This is a genomic window from Qipengyuania sp. S6317L1 (genome assembly GCF_023015615.1).
In the GTDB taxonomy this organism is placed as follows: domain Bacteria; phylum Pseudomonadota; class Alphaproteobacteria; order Sphingomonadales; family Sphingomonadaceae; genus Erythrobacter.
The window spans coordinates 689,061-710,291 of the sequence record NZ_JALKAJ010000002.1; the positions used below are offsets into that span (position 1 = coordinate 689,061).

The 21,231-nt window shown below is 58.6% G+C and carries 22 protein-coding genes; 15 read left to right on the top strand and 7 right to left on the bottom strand.

The window, feature by feature from the left end; genetic code table 11:
* On the bottom strand, positions 1-1,116 hold the full coding sequence (locus MWU38_RS04620) for an isoaspartyl peptidase/L-asparaginase (protein WP_247270648.1): 1,116 nt from the start codon (positions 1,114-1,116) through the stop codon (positions 1-3).
* Between the two features lie 238 nt (positions 1,117-1,354).
* On the opposite strand from MWU38_RS04620, the gene MWU38_RS04625 reads away from it, so the two are divergent.
* Positions 1,355-2,515 carry a mechanosensitive ion channel gene (locus MWU38_RS04625; RefSeq protein WP_247270649.1) on the top strand — a complete coding sequence of 387 codons (1,161 nt, stop codon included), beginning with the start codon at positions 1,355-1,357 and terminating at the stop codon, positions 2,513-2,515.
* Positions 2,516-2,621: 106 nt separating this feature from the next.
* Here MWU38_RS04625 and MWU38_RS04630 read toward each other — a convergent pair whose 3' ends face one another.
* From MWU38_RS04630 to MWU38_RS04640, 3 genes are read right to left on the bottom strand one after another with little or no spacing between them, the layout of a single operon-like run.
* Positions 2,622-3,560 (bottom strand): alpha/beta hydrolase, encoded by a 939-nt coding sequence (locus MWU38_RS04630; RefSeq protein ID WP_247270650.1) that lies wholly within the window; start codon positions 3,558-3,560, stop codon positions 2,622-2,624.
* A 49-nt stretch (positions 3,561-3,609) separates the two neighbouring features.
* On the bottom strand, positions 3,610-4,404 hold the full coding sequence (locus MWU38_RS04635; RefSeq protein WP_247270651.1) for a DNA-binding domain-containing protein: 795 nt from the start codon (positions 4,402-4,404) through the stop codon (positions 3,610-3,612).
* On the bottom strand, positions 4,401-5,258 hold the full coding sequence (locus MWU38_RS04640) for a DUF692 domain-containing protein (protein WP_247270652.1): 858 nt from the start codon (positions 5,256-5,258) through the stop codon (positions 4,401-4,403). Before MWU38_RS04640 ends, MWU38_RS04635 begins: the two co-directional genes overlap by 4 nt.
* Positions 5,259-5,503: 245 nt before the next feature.
* Here MWU38_RS04640 and MWU38_RS04645 point away from each other — a divergent pair, with 245 nt between their 5' ends.
* The 4 genes from MWU38_RS04645 to MWU38_RS04660 all read left to right on the top strand — a co-directional run bounded on the left by MWU38_RS04645 (position 5,504) and on the right by MWU38_RS04660 (position 7,650).
* Positions 5,504-5,785 (top strand): DUF2282 domain-containing protein, encoded by a 282-nt coding sequence (locus tag MWU38_RS04645; RefSeq protein WP_223071892.1) that lies wholly within the window; start codon positions 5,504-5,506, stop codon positions 5,783-5,785.
* 194 nt (positions 5,786-5,979) lie between these two features.
* On the top strand, positions 5,980-6,453 hold the full coding sequence (locus MWU38_RS04650; RefSeq protein WP_247270653.1) for a DoxX family protein: 474 nt from the start codon (positions 5,980-5,982) through the stop codon (positions 6,451-6,453).
* Positions 6,454-6,455: 2 nt separating this feature from the next.
* Positions 6,456-6,986 (top strand): sigma-70 family RNA polymerase sigma factor, encoded by a 531-nt coding sequence (locus tag MWU38_RS04655; protein WP_247270654.1) that lies wholly within the window; start codon positions 6,456-6,458, stop codon positions 6,984-6,986.
* A 1-nt stretch (position 6,987) separates the two neighbouring features.
* Complete coding sequence (locus MWU38_RS04660; protein ID WP_247270655.1) at positions 6,988-7,650, top strand: DUF1109 domain-containing protein; 663 nt, start codon at positions 6,988-6,990, stop codon at positions 7,648-7,650.
* Here the strand turns inward: MWU38_RS04660 and MWU38_RS04665 are convergent.
* Entirely contained in the window at positions 7,620-8,408 is a 789-nt protein-coding gene (locus MWU38_RS04665; RefSeq protein ID WP_247270656.1) for a hypothetical protein, read from the bottom strand. The two genes, MWU38_RS04660 and MWU38_RS04665, sit on opposite strands and share 31 nt — an antisense overlap.
* 153 nt (positions 8,409-8,561) lie before the next feature.
* Between MWU38_RS04665 and ispG the strand changes: the two genes are divergently transcribed.
* The 6 genes from ispG to MWU38_RS04695 are packed head-to-tail and all read left to right on the top strand — an operon-like array spanning position 8,562 to position 12,988.
* Complete coding sequence (gene ispG, locus MWU38_RS04670; protein ID WP_247270657.1) at positions 8,562-9,701, top strand: flavodoxin-dependent (E)-4-hydroxy-3-methylbut-2-enyl-diphosphate synthase; 1,140 nt, start codon at positions 8,562-8,564, stop codon at positions 9,699-9,701.
* Positions 9,698-10,195: a thioredoxin family protein gene (locus tag MWU38_RS04675; protein ID WP_247270658.1), complete on the top strand. Its 498-nt coding sequence runs from the start codon at positions 9,698-9,700 to the stop codon at positions 10,193-10,195. The genes ispG and MWU38_RS04675 overlap by 4 nt, the downstream gene beginning before the upstream one ends.
* The gene (locus MWU38_RS04680; RefSeq protein WP_247270659.1) at positions 10,192-10,926 is read left to right on the top strand and encodes a hypothetical protein; all 735 of its coding nucleotides are present in this window, start codon (positions 10,192-10,194) and stop codon (positions 10,924-10,926) included. Before MWU38_RS04675 ends, MWU38_RS04680 begins: the two co-directional genes overlap by 4 nt.
* 17 nt (positions 10,927-10,943) lie before the next feature.
* Positions 10,944-11,486, top strand: coding sequence for a manganese efflux pump MntP family protein (locus MWU38_RS04685; RefSeq protein WP_247270660.1), 543 nt, complete (start codon positions 10,944-10,946; stop codon positions 11,484-11,486).
* Positions 11,487-11,488: 2 nt separating this feature from the next.
* Complete coding sequence (locus MWU38_RS04690; protein ID WP_247270661.1) at positions 11,489-12,403, top strand: histone deacetylase; 915 nt, start codon at positions 11,489-11,491, stop codon at positions 12,401-12,403.
* Between the two features lie 36 nt (positions 12,404-12,439).
* On the top strand, positions 12,440-12,988 hold the full coding sequence (locus tag MWU38_RS04695; protein WP_247270662.1) for a TIGR02281 family clan AA aspartic protease: 549 nt from the start codon (positions 12,440-12,442) through the stop codon (positions 12,986-12,988).
* A 9-nt stretch (positions 12,989-12,997) separates the two neighbouring features.
* Here MWU38_RS04695 and MWU38_RS04700 read toward each other — a convergent pair whose 3' ends face one another.
* Positions 12,998-13,597 carry a hypothetical protein gene (locus MWU38_RS04700; protein ID WP_247270663.1) on the bottom strand — a complete coding sequence of 200 codons (600 nt, stop codon included), beginning with the start codon at positions 13,595-13,597 and terminating at the stop codon, positions 12,998-13,000.
* Between the two features lie 70 nt (positions 13,598-13,667).
* Between MWU38_RS04700 and MWU38_RS04705 the strand changes: the two genes are divergently transcribed.
* Together MWU38_RS04705 and MWU38_RS04710 are read left to right on the top strand one after the other, a co-directional pair.
* Positions 13,668-15,119 (top strand): NAD(P)-binding protein, encoded by a 1,452-nt coding sequence (locus MWU38_RS04705; protein WP_247270664.1) that lies wholly within the window; start codon positions 13,668-13,670, stop codon positions 15,117-15,119.
* A 47-nt stretch (positions 15,120-15,166) separates the two neighbouring features.
* Entirely contained in the window at positions 15,167-15,916 is a 750-nt protein-coding gene (locus MWU38_RS04710) for a murein L,D-transpeptidase catalytic domain-containing protein (RefSeq protein WP_247270665.1), read from the top strand.
* 6 nt (positions 15,917-15,922) lie between these two features.
* Here MWU38_RS04710 and MWU38_RS04715 read toward each other — a convergent pair whose 3' ends face one another.
* Positions 15,923-17,326, bottom strand: coding sequence for a L,D-transpeptidase family protein (locus MWU38_RS04715; protein WP_247270666.1), 1,404 nt, complete (start codon positions 17,324-17,326; stop codon positions 15,923-15,925).
* 178 nt (positions 17,327-17,504) lie between these two features.
* Between MWU38_RS04715 and MWU38_RS04720 the strand changes: the two genes are divergently transcribed.
* Together MWU38_RS04720 and acnA are read left to right on the top strand one after the other, a co-directional pair.
* A complete protein-coding gene (locus MWU38_RS04720) occupies positions 17,505-18,398 on the top strand; it encodes a DMT family transporter (RefSeq protein ID WP_247270667.1) in 894 nt (297 codons plus the stop codon).
* 99 nt (positions 18,399-18,497) lie between these two features.
* Complete coding sequence (gene acnA / locus MWU38_RS04725) at positions 18,498-21,170, top strand: aconitate hydratase AcnA (protein ID WP_247270668.1); 2,673 nt, start codon at positions 18,498-18,500, stop codon at positions 21,168-21,170.
* The last annotated feature ends 61 nt before the right edge of the window (positions 21,171-21,231 follow it).

The window sequence follows — 21,231 nt, forward strand, 5'->3', positions numbered from 1 at the left end:
TTAATGATCCGGGGTGTCTGAGGCTCCAGCCTCTTCCCCGCCAAAGATCGCCACTTCATTGAGCCCATCGCTATTCGCGCGGCCACGGTACATTCCAGCGGTGTTGAAGCTGAAAATTGTTTCGCCATAAGGAGTGACGACAATCACGCCGCCGTCACCGCCAAGCTCTTTGACCTCGGCCATTACGGAATCAGCGTGCAACTGACTGCGCATCTTCAAAAGCCCTTCAAACTTTTCGAGTTCTTCCGCTGGAACACTGGGGTCCGCATAAGAAGCGCGCCTGATCGCCTGATCCCAGCGCAACCTCGCGCAAATCTCATGCGCCACGCCCACGCGGATAAAATACTCACCCCACCCTGTCGCTGACACTGCACACGCACGATTATCGGCATAGGTCCCGGCACCAATCACCGGAGCATCGCCAATCCGCCCCCAGCGTTTGCCGGTCATACCACCCGTAGACGTACCAGCCGCGAGATTGCCATCCTGATCGAGCGCCACCGCGCCCACCGTGCCGAATTTCAAATCCACATCCAGCGCCGACAATTCGCGCGCCTTCATCCGCTCCAGCGACTGGCGACGGCTCTCGGTTGCGAACCACTCTGGCGGGGTCACTTCAAAACCTTGCTCATCGGCAAATTGCTCAGCGCCCTCGCCCATAAGGAAGACGTGCGGGCTGTCGGTGCGCACGGTGTCAGCGAGCAGGATCGGGTTGCGAACCGTCTTCACCCCGGTCACTGCGCCCGCACTGCGATCACGGCCATCCATGATAGAGGCGTCGAGCTCATTCTCGCCTTCCCACGTATATACCGCGCCGCGCCCTGCGTTGAACAGCGGGTTGTCCTCCATCGGGATGATCGCCGCCTTCACCGCATCCATTGCGCTGCCGCCACTCGCTAGAATTTCGGTCCCTGCATCAAGCGCCTCTTGCAAAGCAGCTTCGTAGGCCGCGCGCTGCTCTGGCGTGATGTTCTCCGGCAAGATCGTCCCCGCCCCGCCGTGGATCGCGAGCGACCATTTCGGCTTCTCCGCCTCCGTATGATCATCGGCGAATGCGGTAGCGGGAGTAAGCAGAGCGACCCCTGCGGCGACAAGGCTAAGAATTGCGTTCTTCATGGTTTGTATCGCTACCGAATTTACGCCCCTCATGCCAGACAATGATTGGGGCAATTGTCTGTGAATTACTTCGACTTCAAACGTTCAGAGACGCCGCCATTTTACATTTTACGAGGCTTTACCCCGCGATTTTACATCTTGCCCTATGCTTGCGCCTGTTCGCCCACCTGTTGGTCGGGCGGCGCCGTTGAATTGGGGGACGGCGCAACGCGCTAGAATGAAAATTAAAGGGGATATCATGCAGCTGACAAATTATCAGTTCGACCCGGCACTTGCGGTCGATATCGGAACCAAGGCGGCGTTCGCCCTGGGCATTCTTCTCGTCACCTGGCTCGCAGCCAAGGCGGCCAAATGGGCTTTTGCCAAGCTGGTTGACCGCGTCGGCTTTTTTGGTCGTCCAACCGGAAGCGGCGAAAGCGTCGGTCTGTCGCTCGGCAAAATCGTATCGCTCTTCATCTGGCTGTTTGGTCTTCTCGCCATCCTCGATGTGCTCAAGCTTGGCGGAGTTGCCGGACCGATCACAGAGTTGCTCGACACGGTCATGGGTTTTGTGCCCAACCTCGTTGGCGCAGGGCTTCTCCTGTTCATCGGCTTGATGATCGCAGGCATCGTGCGCGATATCGCCGTCACCGCAATGCAAGCCGTGAACCTTGATAAATGGGCCAACAAAGGCGGCGTAGAAGAGGTGACCGGCAACAACACAATCACCAAAACGCTGGGCATTGTGATCTACACACTGATCGCCATTCCGGTGGCCATCGGCGCTCTGGGCGTGCTCAACATTGCGACCATCTCGGTGCCGGCAACACACATGCTCGAGATGATCCTCGGCGCGATCCCGAACATTATCGCGGCAGGCATTCTGCTTGGCATCGGCTATCTCATCAGCCGATTTGTCGTGAGCGTCTTGACCGAGGTGCTCGGCAGCCTTGGAATTGACGGTCCGATCACCGCGCTTGGCCTTCTGCCTGCTGGCACGAAAGCGTCAGAGATCGTCGCCCGCGTGGCGCAAATCGGCATCATCTTGTTCTTCGCTATCGCTGCAACGCGCATGCTCGGCTTTGCCGAACTCACGCAAATCCTCGATCAGGTTCTTGGACTTGGTGGCAAGGTGCTGTTCGGCGCGGTGGTGATCGCGGTCGGCTTTATGATCGCCAACCTCATCGCCCGGATCATCGGCGGCACAAACGGCTCTTCCATGGCCGCAAGCGTCGTGCGCTATTCGGCAATCCTGCTTTTTGCCTTCATGGGTCTTCAGTTCATGGGTGTGGGCGAGGAAATCGTACAGACCGCCTTTAGCGCGTTGGTCATTGGTCTTGCCGTTGCGGGTTCACTCGCCTTTGGCCTTGGTGGACGCGAATGGGCGGCAAAAAAGCTCGAGCAGCTCGATAAAGAGTAACTCGAGAGCTTGGGTCGCAAGCTGCGGCATCGGGTCGCAGATAACTTAAGGGCGCGTTGGTTTTTGACCGGCGCGCCCTTTTTTCATTTACCCCCTCAACACATATTCACTCGGCAAGGAAATCGCCCAGAAGGCCAAGGCAATCCTTTGCCTCGCGCGTGGGCACTATCGCCATGAAGACATGCGGCGCGCCTTCGTATTCATAAAGCTTTGCATCCACCCCTGCGTCAGAAAGCTTGGCTGCGAAGGTGCGACTGTCGATAATGAAAAGGTCATGGCGCCCGGTCCAGATGCGCGTTGGCGGCAATGCGGCCAAATCCTCTTTTGCGGTGTAAAGCGGGCTGCAGTCGGCGCTTCCGGCGTCGCGGTGTCCGGCCAACATCTGTCCCATGGCGCGCAATGGCTCAATCTTTAGCATGATGTCATGCTCCTCAACCGGCTTTATCGCAGGATCGGCCATGGTCAGGTCGAGCCACGGCGCGAACAGCGCCAATTTGGCAGGTTGCGGACCGCCTGCCTTGGCAAGGCGAAGCGCAAGAGACAGCGCCATGTGTCCGCCCGCACTATCGCCATTGAGGATAATCCGCGCTGGGTCATGGGTTTGAGCGATATTGGCAAAGGCTGCATCGGCAAGCTCATCCTGACGCTGCGCCGTGCTTTCGGGAACCACTTCGTACAGCGGCACGGAAACGCTCACGCCCAGCCGGTCCACCATCGCCTCGACAAGCGGCCAGTGCTCCTTGAACATTGGCAGGACGAAACCACCGCCGTGGAAATAGAGCATATGCCACACGCCCGGCCCACCTTTGGGATGAAGCGTGACAACCCTTTGCCCTGCCGCCTCCCATTCATCGATCGTGAACTTGCCGCGAAATTTTTCGGGCATCGGCGCATCCGTCGGAAGCTTTCGAGCGGCGATCTGCGCCTCGAATGCGGGGGCCGTCGGTTCAAAGGGCGATTTTCGCTTCGACATGAGCCAGACAATCGCACGCATGGCAAAACTGGGCTTCACGAAGCGCAATTGGGTCGTGGCACTGGTCAGCATGTCTCTCTCCCTCAATCAGCGCAAGAGAGTGGCGCGGTGAGCTTTCAAGTCAAGGATTGATCGCGGTTATCAGCCCTTCGCCAAGCCACGCGCCCAGCATGGCGCCAGCCCGCATGGCGGCGTTCTGGATGTCGTCGGGGCCCGGATCGCTGTTGTCGTCAAGCAGCACACCGATAAGCTCACCATAACTTGCGCCCTCCTGCATGGCGGTGATTGCAGGCGCATGATCGGCCTCAAACAGGGTGAATGTGGGCCGCTCGCCTTCGCGTGAGGTGATGCACGCGCGCGGTTCGGCAAGGGTGGTTTGCTCACGCCTTTCAGGAAGCGCACGCCAGATCGCTTCGAGGTCGTGTGCGACCAAGCGCACAGACAGACGCGGTTGAAAGCCAAGCCGCAGCCCGGCCCAATCCTCCTCGCCGAACTCGGCGCTTGCGCTCGCAAAATCCTGTGCGGTGAAAGGCGTGCAATCGGGCGCGGTGGCCAATTCGAGCATCGCCCATTCGAGCCATGCAAGCTCTGCGACTTCCGGGTTCTCGCCAAACATCGCAGCACAGGTCTGGTCAAAGCCAGCGCCAACCTCGTCAATCGTCCAACCGCCGGGCGGATGGGCGATGGCATGGTTGATGGATGCGCGCGCGAATACTTCAGGCCCGAGGTATAGCGCGGTGCGCTCATAGGTATCGGCCAAAGCGCCCATCAAGGCGGAGCGGTAGTTCCCGCGATAAACTGTCATGCCAGCGGCTTGGCGATTGCCCCAGCCTTCTGGCGCGGGCGCGCGTTCATCCAGAACGCTTGCAAGAAATGCCTTTTGCCTCTCGGCCAGTGTCCGGGGACGCGCGCTCATGCTGGCTCCATTGCGCGTTCAGCGATTTCGCGCGCGCGGTCGAGTTCGGTAAGCAGCTCACCAAGCGGCGGGATTTGCTCGTCGCGTTCGATCATCACGGCAGGCAGTTGCGGGAGCATTTCGAGCGCACGGGCATAGAGGGCCCACACCGGCTCGATCACCTTGCGGTCGTGGGTGTCGATGATAATCTCGCGCTCAGGGGTCGCGGGATCGTGACCCGCCAAATGGATCTGCCGCACCCGGTCCAGCGGCAGCCGGGCGAGATATTCCTCTGCCGAAAACCCGTGGTTCTGGCTCGACACATAGATATTGTTCACATCGAGCAGCAGGTAGCAGCCCGTGCGCCGCGCCATTTCTGAAAGAAAGTCACACTCGCTCATCTCATCCTCTGGGAAGGTGAGGTAGCTCGACGGATTTTCAAACAGCATCGCGCGGCCAAGCGTCGATTGCGCATGGTCGATATTGTCGCACACCACCTGCAAGGCCTCCCGCGTCAACGGCATGGGCAGGAGATCGTGGCTGTTATGCGCGCTGGTGCGGGTCCAGCACAGGTGATCGGACACCCACAGCGGGTCGATGCGCTGTTCCAGTTGTTTCAGCTTTGCAAGGTAATCCTCATCAAGCCCGCCCGCTGAGCCGATAGACATGGATACGCCGTGAATAATCACCGGCAAGTCGCGCCGCACCTGTTCAAGGATACGAAGCTGCCGCCCGCCTTCGATCATGTAATTCTCGCTGATGACCTCCACGAAATCGACCGGCACATCCCCGGCCAGAAAGTCGTCATAATGCGGGCGCCTCATGCCAAGGCCGAAGCCCGAGAAAGGCGCAATGGGGTCTGGTTGAATGGCCATCGGTCACATTCCTAGCAGATTATGCGCGCGGCCAGAATGCCGCTCGCTTCGCAATGCCATTCGCGCAAATTCGACCCCTCGTTACACCCCCAGCTACAGGCGCATTGCCGAGTGCGATCATGCGATCTTTCAAAAAATTTGTAACCCGATTGCACGGGCCGACGAACCACTGGTCAGTTCCGACACAAACGGAACGCAAATCCGACATCAGCCAGCCCTCTGGCTCCCCATTGGAGACATATCGCATGAACACCAAATCAATCGCTTCGCTTGCAGGTCTTGCTCTTACCGCCAGCATCGCTGCCGGCATGGCCACCACCCCGGTTGCAGCGCAAGGCGCAAAAGAGAAATGCTACGGTATCAGCCTCGCGGGCAAAAATGATTGCGCAGCCGGTCCCGGCACAAGCTGCGCTGGCACCTCGACCCGCGATTACCAGGGCAACGCCTGGAAGTATGTCGACAAAGGAACCTGCACCAGCATCGAGACGCCCAAAGGCAATGGCTCACTGACGCCTATTCGCCGCTAAGCGTCAGGTGCGGCTGGATCCTCCCCCCCCTATGCCCTGTGGTTCCAGCCGCACCGCCCAACCCATGTGCACGCCTCTTGCGCAAGCAACACGCCGGCCAAACCAGCAAACTTGTCAATGCAGCAAAAATGCCGACACTGCGCCCGTCTGAGGCAATCCGATGAGCGCAACCTGCCAGTTTCAGGGAGGACAAAATGAACGCAATCACCAGTGCTTATGCGCGCATCGTGCAGCTTTTATCGGGACCGGTATTCGAAAGCGTCGGCCTGCTTGGCATCAGAGTGGCTCTCGCAGGGGTGTTCTGGCGCTCTTACAAAACCAAGGTCGCCGAGGGCACCTGGTTTACGCCAAACGAATTCCTGCCCTTCCTGTTTCAGGACGAATACGCCGGGCTCCCCATCCCGACCGACATCGCAATGCCGATGACGATCTATGCCGAGTTTTTCTTGCCGCTCCTGCTATTCGCAGGGCTGTTCACGCGGTTTGGCGCGGCGGCGCTCGCGGTGATTGCGATTGTCATCCAGATCTTCATCTACCCAACGTCAGCCCACTTCTGGGGCTGGGCGCTTGGTATCATCGCCATGGCGTTCATCCTGATCATCCGCGGCGGCGGAATGTTCGCACTTGATCGCCTGTTCGACCGCTTCCTTGCCGGCAAGGCTGATTAATCATGGTCGCCGACGAGCCTACCTTCGCGCGGCTGATGCAGGCAGCACAAAATGGCGATAAAGCCGCCACGAACGTGCTGCTTTCGGAGGCCGGCTTGTGGCTTGAGCGCTATTTCAGACGGCGCATGCCTCCCCACGCGATTGATGATCTGGTGCAGGATGTGATCATCTCCTTGTATACCAAACGTGCAACGTGGGACCCATCGAGGCCTTTCCTGCCGTGGCTTGCAGCCATCGCTCGCTATCGCTGGGTCGATCACCTTCGCAAGATCTACAAGCATGAGAGCAAGGAACTCATGGAAGACGACGCGGCGCAGGACAGCGACGAAGATGTGGTGATGGCGCGGATCAGCCTTGATCGCCTTTTCGGGCAATTGCCCGAACGCCAGGCCGAGGTGATCGAGATGGTCAAGATTTCCGGGCTTTCGATCAAGGAAGCCGCAGACAAAACGGGCCAGAGCGAAAGCCTGGTCAAAGTGAATATCCATCGCGGGCTCAAGAAGCTGGCTACGATGGTTGAGAAAGCAGAATAAAATGGACAAATACAAAGCCCGCGAAGACCTGATCGCCGCCCTGACCGAGGATGTGAGCCCGGTTAAGCCGGTGCGTCCGCATGAAGGCGCAGCGATGATTGTTTTTGCCAGCGTCGCGGCGTCAATCGCCTGTCTTGTCATCTTCGGTTTCTGGCAAGGAATGATAAACGGTGAGGCCTCGCCCTATTTCTGGATCAGCAATGGGCTGCTCGCGCTGGCCGGAGCGGCATCGACAAGCGCGCTTGTATCAAGCGTGCTCCCGCGTGTGGGCGCGCATGGCTCTGCACCGCTATGGAGCGTGGCGATGCTCGCGGTCCTGCCCTTTGCGGCGATCATCGCGTTCCTGTCGTATGAGGCAGGGCACAATCACGGCATCGGGATGAGCGATCCGGGCCTCATGTATGGAGAGTGTGCGCTCTATGGTTTCATGGCAAGTCTGGTGGTTGCTGGCGCTGCCATCGCATTTGTTCGCCGCGGCGCTCCGGTTTCGCTTAACCGGTCAGGGTGGTTGATCGGCCTTGCCAGCGGCTCATTGGGCGCGCTTGCCTATAACATCACCTGTCCGATAGATTCGCTGATGCATGTTGGCATTTGGCACGTTCTGCCGGTCTTTATTGCCGCCCTCTTCTGGCGCTACGCCGCGCCGCCGCTCATCCGTTGGTAAGGATGCCGAATTAAGCCTCTCGCCTTTCCCCTGTCCTCGACATAGTCGCTGTCGAAGAAGCCGACTGTGACGAGGAAGGCAAGGATGAGCATCGCAAATTCGCCCGCGTCCTCGACAAAAACGAGGGCCGCGTGAAAGGCAGCGCCCTGTTCCCCCCAAACGACCAGAAGATCGACGACCACACCAAAGAAAGCAGCGCCAGCCACGCAGGCGGCAAGAATGAGCGAAAAGGACAGCGCGCGCGGGGAAGCGCTGCGCAAGGTCATCACCATGGCAGCGAGCCACAGCCCGCCGATAGCGATCATAAGCGCGGCCTCGGCGATGTGGCTGGGTTCGACCGGGACGAAACGCATCCACTCGAGCGCAGGGCCAAACGCCTCGCCAAAACCCTCGTGGACTTCGCTCCAGTTGTCGAGCGTGAGCCAGCCGAACAGAACCGCATTGGCAAGGTATACGGGCGCACGCTTATGGCTCCATAAAAGCAGCGTCATCACCGCAACCGCGCCCGTCATCGAATATTCGAGAAACTCGCCAAAGCCCCTGTCCGAGGCAAGGTAGAACTGCACCGGAAGCTCTGCATCGGTCAGCGAGCCGTAGTGGGCGGCGACATCGAGACCGATGAGAACACCGGCGTAAGGCAAAAGGACGAAGGCCGCGATAAGGCTTGCCCTCGACCGGGAAATCTGGACCAGAAGTGCCAGCGCCGGTGCGCCCGCGTTTTTGATGATTGAAAAGATTGGATTTTCCCTTCCCTGCACGAATATCTGCCTTACGGCTGACATAATCTCAGACAATCGGGTTGGGGCTGTTGTGCCCTTCTGGGCCACTGGGCCGGGAAAGTCTTACTCGTGCCCTTTGCGTGCCAAGAGATACCATTGCTCCCCGGGTAGAGCAGGCCTATATGAGGCCCCATGTCTGTTAGACCTTGGCGCGATATCGAAAGGCGGGAATGCCGCCAGATCATGGTGGGCGATGTGCCCGTAGGTGGCGGAGCTCCGATCACCGTTCAAACCATGACCAACACCCCCACCGAAGATGCGGTGGCAACGCTTGACCAGATCAGGCGGTGCGAAGAGGTGGGCTGCGATATCATTCGCGTCTCGTGCCCGACCGAAGAATCGACCAAAAGCTTCGCCAAGATCACCAAGGCGGCGCGCATACCGATCGTTGCCGACATTCACTTTCACTATAAACGCGCGTTGGAGGCCGCCGATGCGGGCGCGGCGTGTTTGCGGATCAACCCCGGCAATATCGGTTCGTCGCAGCGCGTTGCCGAAGTGGTGCGGGCGGCGAAAGCCAACGGCTGCGCGATCCGGATTGGCGTGAACGCTGGTTCTCTTGAGAAGGATCTGCTCGAAAAATACGGAGAGCCTTGCCCCGAGGCGCTGATCGAAAGCGCGCTTGATCATATCAAGCTTTTGCAAGACCACGATTTTCACAATTTCAAGGTCGCGGTGAAGGCATCGGACGTGTTCCTCGCGGTTGCAGCCTATCATGGCCTTGCCGAGGCAGTGGATTGCCCGCTGCACCTTGGCATCACCGAGGCAGGTGGGCTGATCGGCGGAACGGTCAAATCCTCTATCGGTATGGGCTCGCTTCTTTGGGCTGGCATTGGCGACACCATTCGCGTCTCGCTCTCGGCTGAGCCCGAGGAAGAGGTCAAGGTCGGCTATGAGATGCTCAAATCGCTCGGCCTTCGGACCCGAGGGGTCAGGGTTGTTTCGTGTCCTTCATGCTCGCGGCAAGGTTTTGACGTGATCCGCACGGTCGAAACTCTCGAAAAGCGCCTTGAGCACATCAAAACGCCCATGAGCCTTTCGGTCCTTGGCTGCGTTGTCAACGGTCCGGGTGAAGCGCGTGAGACCGACATTGGATTGACCGGCGGCGGCAACGGCAAACACATGGTTTATCTCTCCGGCGTCAAAGCCCACGCGATTGAGGATGAAGATATGCTCGCCCACATCGTCAAGCTGGTCGAGGATAAGGCCGCAGCCATCGAAGCAGGCGAAGCGACCGCATTCGATCCGCACGCAGCAGAAGCCGCTGAATGATCAAGGCGATTGTGTCCGGCTTTGCCGCCGCGCTCCTGGTTGTTGCCGGAACGGCCTTTGCGCAAGATGAAAGCGGTCATGACTACCCCGAGGCGCGCCTCTATGATGTGAGCGACGACGCGATGGCCGATGTCCATGCGGCCCTTGCCCGCGCTTCTGCGAACGGAAAACGGGTGCTTGTCGCCTTTGGTGGCAATTGGTGCCATGACAGCCGCGCCTTTGCCGGCTGGACTCAAGACAAGCGCATCGGCGCTCTTATCGATGAGCGTTTCGAGCTCGTTTTTGTCAATGTCGGTATCCCCCAGGAAGGTGATGGCCATAACGGGCACATCCTCGAACGCTTTGGCATGGGCGAACAGGTGGGGACACCGCTTGTCCTTGCGTTGACCGCGAGCGGCGAGGTGATCAACGCCGAGACCGCGCAAAGCTGGCGCAACACCGCCAGCCGCAGCGAAGACGATATATACAATGAATTGGAAAAGCTGGCGAAATGATCAAGGCCTTCGCAAACAGATTTCTCGAAACCGCGCGCGACGGCATTGCAATCTGGTGGTTGGCGCCAATCATTCCCGCTCTGGTCGTGATCCCCGAATTCGCCCAACACGTTGCCGAAATCCAGTTGGGGATGTTCGCAAGCGAAGAGCAGGCCAAGCTTGCCTCGGAATCCTCGACCCGCATGACGTTTGGCTATATGAAGATTGCCGGTCTGGTCCTTGCGTTTCTGGCGACAATCCGGTTTTGGGGCGCGCGCAGCTTTGGCCACAAATGGTGGGACTTGCGAACGGTTGTCTGGGTGCCGCTTCTCATCGCAATTGTCCTGATTGTCGCAACCTCCTTTCCCGGCACGCTCGCCGAGCCCTACATTGGCGCAGAGCAAGCCGGATATATCGACATTGCCTTTGCGCTTGCGACCCTGCCGCTGTTTACAATGTTGGTGAGAGCCCTTGCCGGCGATCAAAATACCGGTCTCAAACATGCGTTTCGCACCGGTTGGTTTGCATCCATTCGCATGGTGCTGTTCGCGGCCATATTTTGGGTCCCGCTGCAATGGCTTCACGGTGAACTTCACACTTGGGCCATTGGTGCAAGTGTGTCTCTTGTGTGGATCATGATGATAATTGACAGCCTCGTCGTCGGACTTCTCGCCACCTATGCCGGGACCGCGTTTCACCACGGGTCGAAGTTGTTGAGCGAGCCTGTCGGCTCCGTTGCACAGTCGGCATAGCGCGTGCTGGCGAGGTCATGATCGAGGCGCTGCTTCTCGCACTCGCCCTTGCGATGGACGCCTTTGCCGTGGCGCTGGTGCAAGGGGCAAGGGTAAGGCCCGGCGCTATCCCGACCCTTGCCATCGCGTTGGCCTTTGGCGCGGCGCAAGGGCTTATGGCGCTGATCGGCTGGGGATTGGGTGAGGCGGTGATCGCCTATATCGAGGCATTCGACCATTGGATTGCCTTCGCACTTCTCACCTTTATCGGCGTCCAGATGATACGCGCCGACGAACACGATGAAGCCGCGCGTCCGCTCATCGGGTTTGGCCTGTTTGCCGCAGCCATCGCCACCAGCATTGATGCACTCGCCGCCGGGATCACGCTGCCAACGCTTACCGCACCCCCGCTGCTTGCCGCCGGAATGATCGCTTTGGTGACGTTGATCCTATCGCTTGGAGGGGTGCAAGTGGGCAGGATTGCGGGCGAGCGTTACGGGCGGCCCGCAGAGGTTTTGGGCGGGGTTGTCCTCATCGCGCTGGGCTTCAAGATTTTGGCCGAGCATTCAGGCTGGCTGTAAATATGCTTCATGTCGTCCACCATCCCGACTACATGGCCCCGCGTCCTGAGCGTGGGACGTTCAAGTTCGACAAATATTTCCTCGTGATGGAGGAGTTGCGCGCGTCCGGTACGCCGATGACGGAACACGCGCCCGAACCCTGCCCGCGCGAATGGCTCGAAGCGGTGCATGACCCTGACTATGTTGATGAGGTTTTCCGCGCCCAGGTCCCTCACGAAAAAGAGCGCCGCATCGGCTTTCCCGTAACCAACGCCATTCGCGACCGTGTGCGCCACACCAATGGCGGCACCTGGCTTGCTGCACAGCTTGCCATGCAGCACGGCTATGCCGCGAACTCGGCAGCGGGAAGCCACCATGCTCTGGCCGAAACAGGCGCCGGATATTGCGTATTCAACGACCTCGCTGTCGCGGCAAACCGGTTGATCGCGCAAGGAGACGCGAGGCGCATCGCGATTATCGACCTTGATGTGCACCAAGGGGACGGCACCGCCTCCCTCACCGCCGGGCGCGAGGATATTGTGACCCTTTCTGTCCATGCGGAGAAGAATTTTCCGGTGCGAAAGGCGCGCTCCAATATCGATATCGGCCTTCCCGACGGCACCAATGATGCGGCCTATATCGCAGTCCTCGAAAACCACATCCCCAAACTGCTCGATCGGTTCAAACCTGACTTTGTATTCTATCAGGCGGGCGTCGATCCGCATGAAAATGACAAGCTGGGCCGCCTCGCATTGAGCGACGATGGTTTGATTGCGCGCGACACATTTGTCGTGCGAGAGGCCCGCAAACGCGGGCTTGCCATCGCCTCTGCGCTTGGTGGCGGATACGGCGCCGATCAACGCGAAGTTGCCGCACGCCATGCCCGATCAATGGTAGCAATGGCGCGGGAGAACGCAGCGCACAAGGTGCACGGTTAGGGCACCTTAAACCTTTCGTGTGTAGGCGTTGCGTCCATGATCGGACGCTATCTCGCCCTGGCCGCAGGGGTCTGCCTTTTCGCTGCACTCTTCGCCGCAGGTTCAAAGACTGGTGATTCATCGTCAGGTGAACAATGGGTTCTCAGGCAATCAGCCAACGCCAATGCCGTGCAACGCCCGAACACCGTGCAGGCGGCAGACAGCGACTGGTATTCGGGCACCCACACATTGTCGCGTGACTATGACGGGCATTTCTACGCAAACGCCAATGTGAACGGGCGCACAATCCGCATGATGGTCGACACAGGCGCAAGCGTCATTGCACTCACCGGCACTGATGCGCGTGCCGCCGGGCTTTACTGGGACCAGAGCGAGGTGCGCCCCATCGGACGCGGGGCAAGCGGCGATGTTTATGGTGTCGTGCGCAGCCTCGACGTGGTCGACATCGGCGGTTTCACAAAGCACAATGTGCGCGCGATCGTGGTGCCGGAGGGCCTCGATACATCGCTGCTTGGTCAATCATACCTTGGCCAGATCGCCTCGGTCGAAATCCAGGGCAATCAATTGCGTCTGAGCGGCGGTTAGACCTTCACCTCATCGCAGCGACGGGTCGAAGTAAACATCAATGTAATCGGTGAGATAATCGCACCATTCGAATTCGCGCAAGCGATAGTAGGAGCGGTTCTGGGTCACCTCGAACCGCCATGTTCGCGTGTCGCGGCATACGCGCTCGGCATCGGGCGCGCCTCTCATTCTGATTGTGCCCTGAAAGTCGAAATAGTCGGTCCCGATTTCGGTGATAAACCCCTCAAGATCGAGCACTGCACCGCCATCGCTTTTCTGCCCGCCAAGAAGCGTCCAATACCCCCCTTCGACAACCGCCACCCATACCGGCCCGCGCTTGTCCCAATCAATCCATTGGAGGGTAACGCCTTGATTTTGCATGAGCCGCATCATCCCCAACTGATCGAAGAGGCGGGTTGGCTGATCCGGAATTTCGGCTGTTTCGACGGTGATCGTATGTGGCACATCCTCGCGGCTGGAGCGGAGGACCTTGAGCTTGGACAGGGCCGGGACTTCGGAGGCCGAAGGCACCTGTTGCGAGGTAGGTTCGGCATGAGCAAGGCCCGCACTGCCAGCTGCCAGAAACCAAAATCCCGCAAAAATCGTGCACAGGCGTGATAGACGACGCATAAGTGATCTCTCCCTTGCGATTCGAGTGACACTATAGACCCTTAGCCGTTGCGAAGGATAAATCAGTCCCATGAATTCCCACGAAACCGATTATCTGGTCATTGGCGCTGGCGCTGTTGGGATGGCTTTTGTTGACACGCTTCTCGACGAAGACCCGACAAGCCACGTTACCATCATCGACAAGCACGCGCGGCCCGGCGGGCACTGGAATGACGCATACTCGTTCGTGACCCTGCACCAGCCAAGCGCGACCTATGGCGTAAACTCGATGGAGATGTGCCCTGACCGCGTGGACACCGATGGACACAATAAGGGGCTCTATCCGCTCGCCAAACACGCTGAAATCCTTGCCTATTACAGCAGGCTCATGAGCGAGCGGTTTGTGCCATCGGGGCGCGTCACCTACTTGCCGCTAACCGAATACACTGGCGGCGGTGAAGGCGAACACACCGCGCGCAGCATCCTTTCAGGTCAGGAGCACAGCTTCAAAGTGCGGCGCAAGCTGGTCGATGGGACCTGGTTCAAGACCAGCGTGCCTTCGACCCACAAGCCCGCTTTTGACATCGCCGGGGGCACTCGCTTTGCAACTCCCGGAGACTTGCCGCGCCTCTGGATGGATACAGACAACCTGCCGCAGCATTACTGCGTTATCGGGGGCGGGAAGACCGCGATGGATACCGCGGTCTGGCTGCTTGAAGCGGGCGTTCCCGCTGACAAGATCGACTGGGTTCGTCCACGCGACAGCTGGATGTTCAACCGCAAACTTCTCCAGCCCGCCAAGCATCACATCGAAGACCTCGTGCAATTCCAGATTGATCTCGTCGAATGTGCCAACGGTTCGGAAAACGGCGACGAGATGTTCGCGAAACTGGGTGAACGCGGCACGATGCTGCGGCTTGATGAGAGCGTGACGCCTAAAATGTTCCACTTCGCGGTGATTTCGGAAGGCGAAGTCGCGCTGCTCAAACAGATCACACGGGTTCATCGGAAAAAGCGGGTTACAGCGCTTGAACCTGCTGCGATGACACTGGGCGACGAGCGGGTAGAGATGCCCGAAGGCTCGCTTTTCATTGATTGCACGGCAAGCGCTGTTCCGTTTGAACAGCGCGACAAGACCCGTCCGTTTTTCGATGGCGACACGATCACGCTTCAGCTCGCACAGGTGCCATTTGTGCCTTACAGCGCCGCTCTGGCCGCCTTTATCGAGGTTCATTTCGACAGCGATGAAGAGAAGAACAACCTCGTGCCGCCTGCACCGCTTACCGATACGACCGACACCTATCCTTATGCGATGATGGCCAATCTGATGAGCACCGCGATCCTTTCAGGCAATGAAAAGACCAACGCTTTCAACGCGAAAAGCCGCCTACACCCAACCGGTCCTGCGATCGCGGAAATGATGGCGAAAGGCGATCCACGCCTCGCCGCGCTTGCAAAAGTCGGCCCTAAAATTCAGACCAATATGCCCGGCGTCATCAAATTGGGTATGGCCGCCAAAGCCATTCATGAAGGTGCGACTTAGAGCGGAATTCACTGGAACCCCATTTTCCGTTATGTATTATTAGCAATATGAACCGCCGCGACCTTCTTAAAAGCTCTTTGACCGCTGGCCTTGCGCTGGCGGGGTCGGCAGTGGTGCCCGCGCTTCCGGCCAAACTGGCGGCGCAACCTCGCAAGGGCACACCGCGTGACCGGGCTTTGTTCGATGTTGCCAGAACCCAGCTTGACCGGGCGGGCGCGGATATCTGGCGCCGCGATATCGTCGGCATTTGCGATTACGGCGTGCATTCGGCGCGCCAACGGTTCTACCTCATCAACCTTGGTCTAGAGGAAGTTCAGGCCTTCCACGTCAGCCACGGTGCGGGCTCAGATCACAATCACGACGGCTGGCTTGAAAAATACTCCAATGTCGAAGGCTCCAACGCGACCAGTCGCGGCGCCTATGTCACGTGGGAGTGGTATCAGGGCAAATATGGAACGTCAGTGCGCCTCGGCGGATTGGATGAAACGAATGACGCCGCGCTTCGCCGGTACATCGTGATCCACCGCGCAGCCTATGCAGAGCCATCGCATTTGCAACGTTGGGGCAAGATGGGCCGTTCAAACGGGTGCTTTGCCTTTGGCAGTCAGGATTTCCGCGAAATCTTGCTCAACCTGTCGGGCGGGCGATTGCTTTATGCCGATAGCTTGGGCCTGCAAGACAACGGTGCGATGCTGACCCGCGAAGAGCAACTGGCGCTGGCGGATGGAGATAACAGGCAAATGCTCTCCGCCGACCATTCGGCAGAGGCGCAGAGGCGTATTCCGGGCGCGTTCTAGCGCCTGTTACCCCGCGCGAGGATCATCCTCAATCACGATAACCTCGTCATCGCTTTCACCTGAGCGGTTCTGCACGCGCGGCTTGTCGAGGCTCGCCAGAACCGGTGCGTCGCGGCCATAAATGTCGTCAAACTGGCGCAGGTTACCGTCAATATCGACCCCCATGGTGAAGTAGGTGATATAAGCCTCCCATGGGCGCTTGTTCTCGACCTTGGTGTATTTGCCGGAGGTTGCGATTTCGACCGCCTCTTCCTTCGATGCACCTTTGCCAAGGATCGCCATGGTGATCGCCAGCTCCAAAGCGCGCTCTGTGCGGATACAGCCGTGTGAAAGCGCGCGCATATCGTTGTTGAACAAATGGCGCGACGGCGTGTCGTGGAAAAAGATTGCGTGGCGGTTGGGCATCTCCAGCTTCATCCGGCCAAGCGAATTGGTGGGGCCGGGTTGCTGCACCACGCTGACATAACCGTTGGCGCCCTTGGTCGCGACATAGCCTTTGCTTCGCGCCCACGCTGGATTGCCGAGCACACGTGCGCCCAGACCTTCGCCCTTCACGATGGATTGCGGGACGGTCCAGGTCGGATTGAACACCACGCCTGAAACCGTTTCCGCCAATTGCGGGGTTGCAGTGCGGCCGGGCTTACCAACAACAGTGCGGTAAGTGCTGATGATCTTGTCAGCGACCGTCAGGCGCAATTGATATTCGGGTACATTGGTGATGAGATATTGCCGCCCCAGATCGCGCGCGAGCCAGCGCCAGCGGTCCATATTGGCGCGGATAAGCTTGCGCTTGGCGGTTTGTTCCATCGGGGTCGCGGCAAGCTCTGCCTTCAAAGCCGCATAGTCGGGGTGGGTTGGATTGAGTTCTTCGAGAGTGCCGGCGATATCGCCGCTTGAAACCGCTTGGGCCAGAAGATCGCGTGAACGCAGGCGATTGCGATCAGGATCAACGACAAACCACTGCACCCGCGCCTCTGCCGGGGTGCGGCCATCGCGCAGGTCCTCAACCAGCCAGACGAAGGTTTTCGACGCGAGGCTGTCGAGCGCCTCGGACGGGCCTTGCGCTGCAAGGTTACGAAGACCAGCCGCGTCGTAATCGCCGGGATTGAGGCCTTCTGCCGCGATACCCTCGATCACTTCGATAAGCGCAGCGACCTTTTCGCCGTCCCAGCTTTCCACCATCGGCCCGGGAGGCGCCAGATCGCCTTGGACGAGTGGTTCAGACACCATTTGCGGGAAAGCTTCGTCAAACTTTGCATCCGCTGGAGTTTCTACCGCTTCAGCTGGCGCATCGGCAGCACGCTGTCCGGTCACTTGCCCCTGCGCCGCCGCACCGTTCGGCACCAAGCCGGTTGCGAGCACGCTCGTGCCTGCAACCAGCCCTGCAATAATCCCAAAGCGCTTGCTCATCGTGTCTTTCCAAAATTGTGTGCTCAAATCGAGCATGATCCTAGCCCCGCCGACATAAATATATCGGCTTTCTTGTCGTGTCTATCCAACATGGCAGCTTACCTCGCGATGAATTGCCCGAAGAAGAGCCTCTTGTGCGTGACGAAACAGCGGGGGCCGATTAGACATCCGCCTTGTCATGGACAGCGATTCCCCCTCTTCCCGGTTCTTGCCGATTGCTGCTGCCGCGCTGGGCATTGCGTTTCTGTCGTCGATGGACGCCTTCATGAAGGAGGCAGCGCTCCTCACCGGCACATATACAGCGACGATGGCGCGCTCGCTTGTCGGCCTTGTAATCATTGCGCCTTTCTGGTTGTGGCGATGGCAGGGCTGGCCGTCGCGCGCAGCGATGAAACTGCATCTGGAACGCGGCGCGATCAGCGCGGTCATGGCGCTTTCATTCTTTTATTCGATCACCAAACTGCCTTTGGCAGAAGCCATCGCTATCAGCTTCATCGCGCCTCTGATCGCACTTTATCTTGCCCGGGTTTTGCTGGGCGAAGTTATCCAGCCAGCCGCAATTTTTGCCAGCCTTCTGGGCTTTGCCGGGACGATCGTGATTGTCAGCGGCAAAATGGGTCAGGGTGATTTTGATCGTGATGCGATGCTTGGCATTGGCGCAGTGCTGTTTTCAGCGATGCTTTACGCTTACAATTTCATCGTCATTCGAAAGCAGTCGCAAGCGGCCGGGCCGCTGGAAATTGCAACCTTCCATTCGGGTGTTGGCGGACTGATTTTCCTTGTCGCGGCCCCGTTTTTCGCAACGCCCCTCGAACAAGCCGCATGGGGGCCCCTCATTGCAGCGGGCCTCCTCACCGTTTGCGGAGCGATGGCGCTCGCCTGGGCCTATGCGCGCGCCGAGGCGCAGGTGCTGGTGCCGATCGAATATTCAGGGTTCCTGTGGGCTAGCGCGCTGGGCTGGCTCTTTTTCCAGGAGACGGTAACATGGCCAACTCTCGCAGGCACCGGGCTGATTGTCGCAGGCTGCCTGCTGACGACCCGCAGAGCTAAAGCGGCCAAGGCCCCGGCCTAACCGCTTAAATTTGGAACTTTTGCCCCATAGAGATGTCCTTGAAGAAAGGACGCCTTCTACCCATTTTCAAACGTAACAAAGACCAGGGGATCAACGCAGATGACAGCCACCGGAAAAGACAGCCTCTCCACCCGTGCGACATTTGATGTGGGCGGCAAAACTTTCGCTTACTATTCGCTTGATAAAGCAAGCGAACAATTGGGCGATATCTCGCGTCTCCCGATCTCGATGAAAGTGCTGCTTGAGAACCTTCTGCGGTTTGAGGACGACGGGTTTACCGTCGGACGCGAAGATATTCAGGCGCTGGTCGATTGGCAGAAGAACCCTGATACAGGCGGCGAAATCCAATATCGCCCTGGCCGTGTTCTGCTTCAGGATTTCACCGGTGTGCCTTGCGTGGTCGATCTGGCTGCCATGCGCGATGCTATCAAGAGCCTGGGCGGTGACACCGACAAGATCAACCCGCAAGTGCCCGTGAACCTGGTCATTGACCACTCGGTCATGGTCGATGAATTCGGCCACCCGCAAGCGATGGAAGCCAATATGGCGCTCGAATATGAGCGCAACGCGGAGCGTTATGACTTCCTCAAATGGGGCGCTGAAAGCTTTGAGAATTTCTCCGCTGTTCCTCCGGGCACCGGCATTTGCCACCAGGTGAACCTTGAACATATCGCCCAAGGCGTCTGGACGAGCCAGGATGAAAATGGCGAGCACATCGCCTATCCCGACACATGCGTTGGTACAGACAGCCACACCACCATGATCAACGGCCTTGGCGTTCTTGGTTGGGGTGTTGGCGGTATCGAGGCAGAAGCAGCGATGCTGGGCCAGCCGATCTCGATGCTCATCCCGAAAGTCGTGGGCTTCAAGCTTACCGGCAAAATGGCCGAGGGCGTGACCGCGACCGACCTTGTCCTGACCTGCGTTCAAATGCTTCGCGAAGTCGGCGTTGTTGGCAGCTTCGTGGAATTCTACGGCGAAGGTGTCGCCAATCTGACCCTCGCCGACCGCGCAACGATTGCCAACATGGCGCCAGAATATGGCGCGACCGTCGGCTTTTTCGGGATCGACGACAAGACCATCGATTACATGCGCCTGACCGGCCGGCCAGAAGAAACCATCGCTCTGGTTGAAGCTTACGCCAAGGCGCAAGGGATGTGGTTCGATCCGGCAAACGAGCCTGTCTTCTCCAAGACGCTTGAACTTGACGTGAGCGCCGTTGTGCCCAGCCTTGCCGGACCAAAGCGCCCGCAGGACCGCGTGACTCTGCCGATGGTGGATGAACTCTTCAACGAAGACTTGGCCAAGGTTTATTCCAAGAGCGAGCCCGTCCGTGTGGATGTTTCGCTTTCCGACCACGATATCGGCGATGGCGATGTCGTGATCGCAGCAATCACCAGTTGCACCAACACATCGAACCCCGATGTGATGATTGCAGCCGGTCTTGTCGCGAAGAAAGCGAACGAACTCGGCCTTCGCCCCAAACCGTGGGTCAAAACCTCGCTTGCGCCTGGCTCTCAGGTGGTGACCGATTACCTTGAAAAATCAGGGCTTCAGGATCATCTTGATGCGATCGGATTTGATCTTGTGGGTTATGGCTGCACGACCTGCATCGGTAACTCGGGCCCGCTTGCGCCCCCGATCAGCGAAGCGATTAACAACAACGATATCGTTGCGGCCAGCGTTCTTTCGGGCAACCGCAACTTTGAAGGGCGCGTATCGCAGGATGTGCGTGCAAACTTCCTTGCCTCGCCTCCTTTGGTGGTTGCTTATGCGCTCAAAGGTACGGTGACACAGGACATCACCGAAACGCCGATTGGCCAGGACCAGAACGGCAATGACGTGATGCTTGCTGACATCTGGCCTTCCAACGCCGAAATCGCAGAACACCGTGCGGCCAATATCGACCGCTCGATGTTCGAGGCACGCTATGCCAATGTGGAGCAAGGCGACGAACACTGGCAGGCGATGATGGTCGAGCCGTCAGACACCTATCAATGGCGCGCAGGATCGACCTATATCGCCAATCCGCCCTATTTCGAGGGCATGGAAATGACGCCGGCGCCAATCCTCGATATTGTCGATGCAAAGCCGCTTGCCATTCTTGGCGATAGCGTGACCACGGACCACATCTCTCCTGCCGGCGCGATCAAGGAAGACAGTCCCGCAGGCGAATATCTGAAGAGCAATCAGGTCTCGAAAAAGGACTTCAACTCCTATGGTTCGAGGCGCGGCAATCACAATGTGATGATGCGCGGCACTTTCGCCAATATCCGCATCAGGAACGAAATGGTCCCCGGCGTTGAAGGCGGCGAGACGACCTACAAGGGCGAACGGATGCCGATTTTCGATGCAGCGATGCGCCACAAGGAAGATGGCACGCAGCTGATCGTGGTGGGCGGCAAGGAATATGGCACCGGTTCATCGCGCGATTGGGCGGCTAAAGGCACCATCCTTCTGGGCGTTCGCGCCGTAATCGTTGAAAGCTATGAGCGTATCCACCGCTCGAACCTCGTGGGCATGGGCGTCCTTCCGCTCCAGTTCAAGGAAGGCGACACGCGAGAAACGCTCGCTATCAATGCGGATACGACCTTCTCGATTAAGGGACTTGCCGATCTGAAACCGGGCCAAGAGGTCGAGGTTGACGCGACGCGCGATGACGGGACCAAGTTTACCTTCACCGCTCTTTGCCGTATCGATACCGAGAACGAAATGGAGTATTACCGCAATGGCGGCATTCTGCATTACGTGCTTCGCAAACTCGCAGCGTAGAAGGACACGCGGGAAATGGTGAAACGTTTCGGTCTTGGCTTCATCGCACTTCTGACGCTCT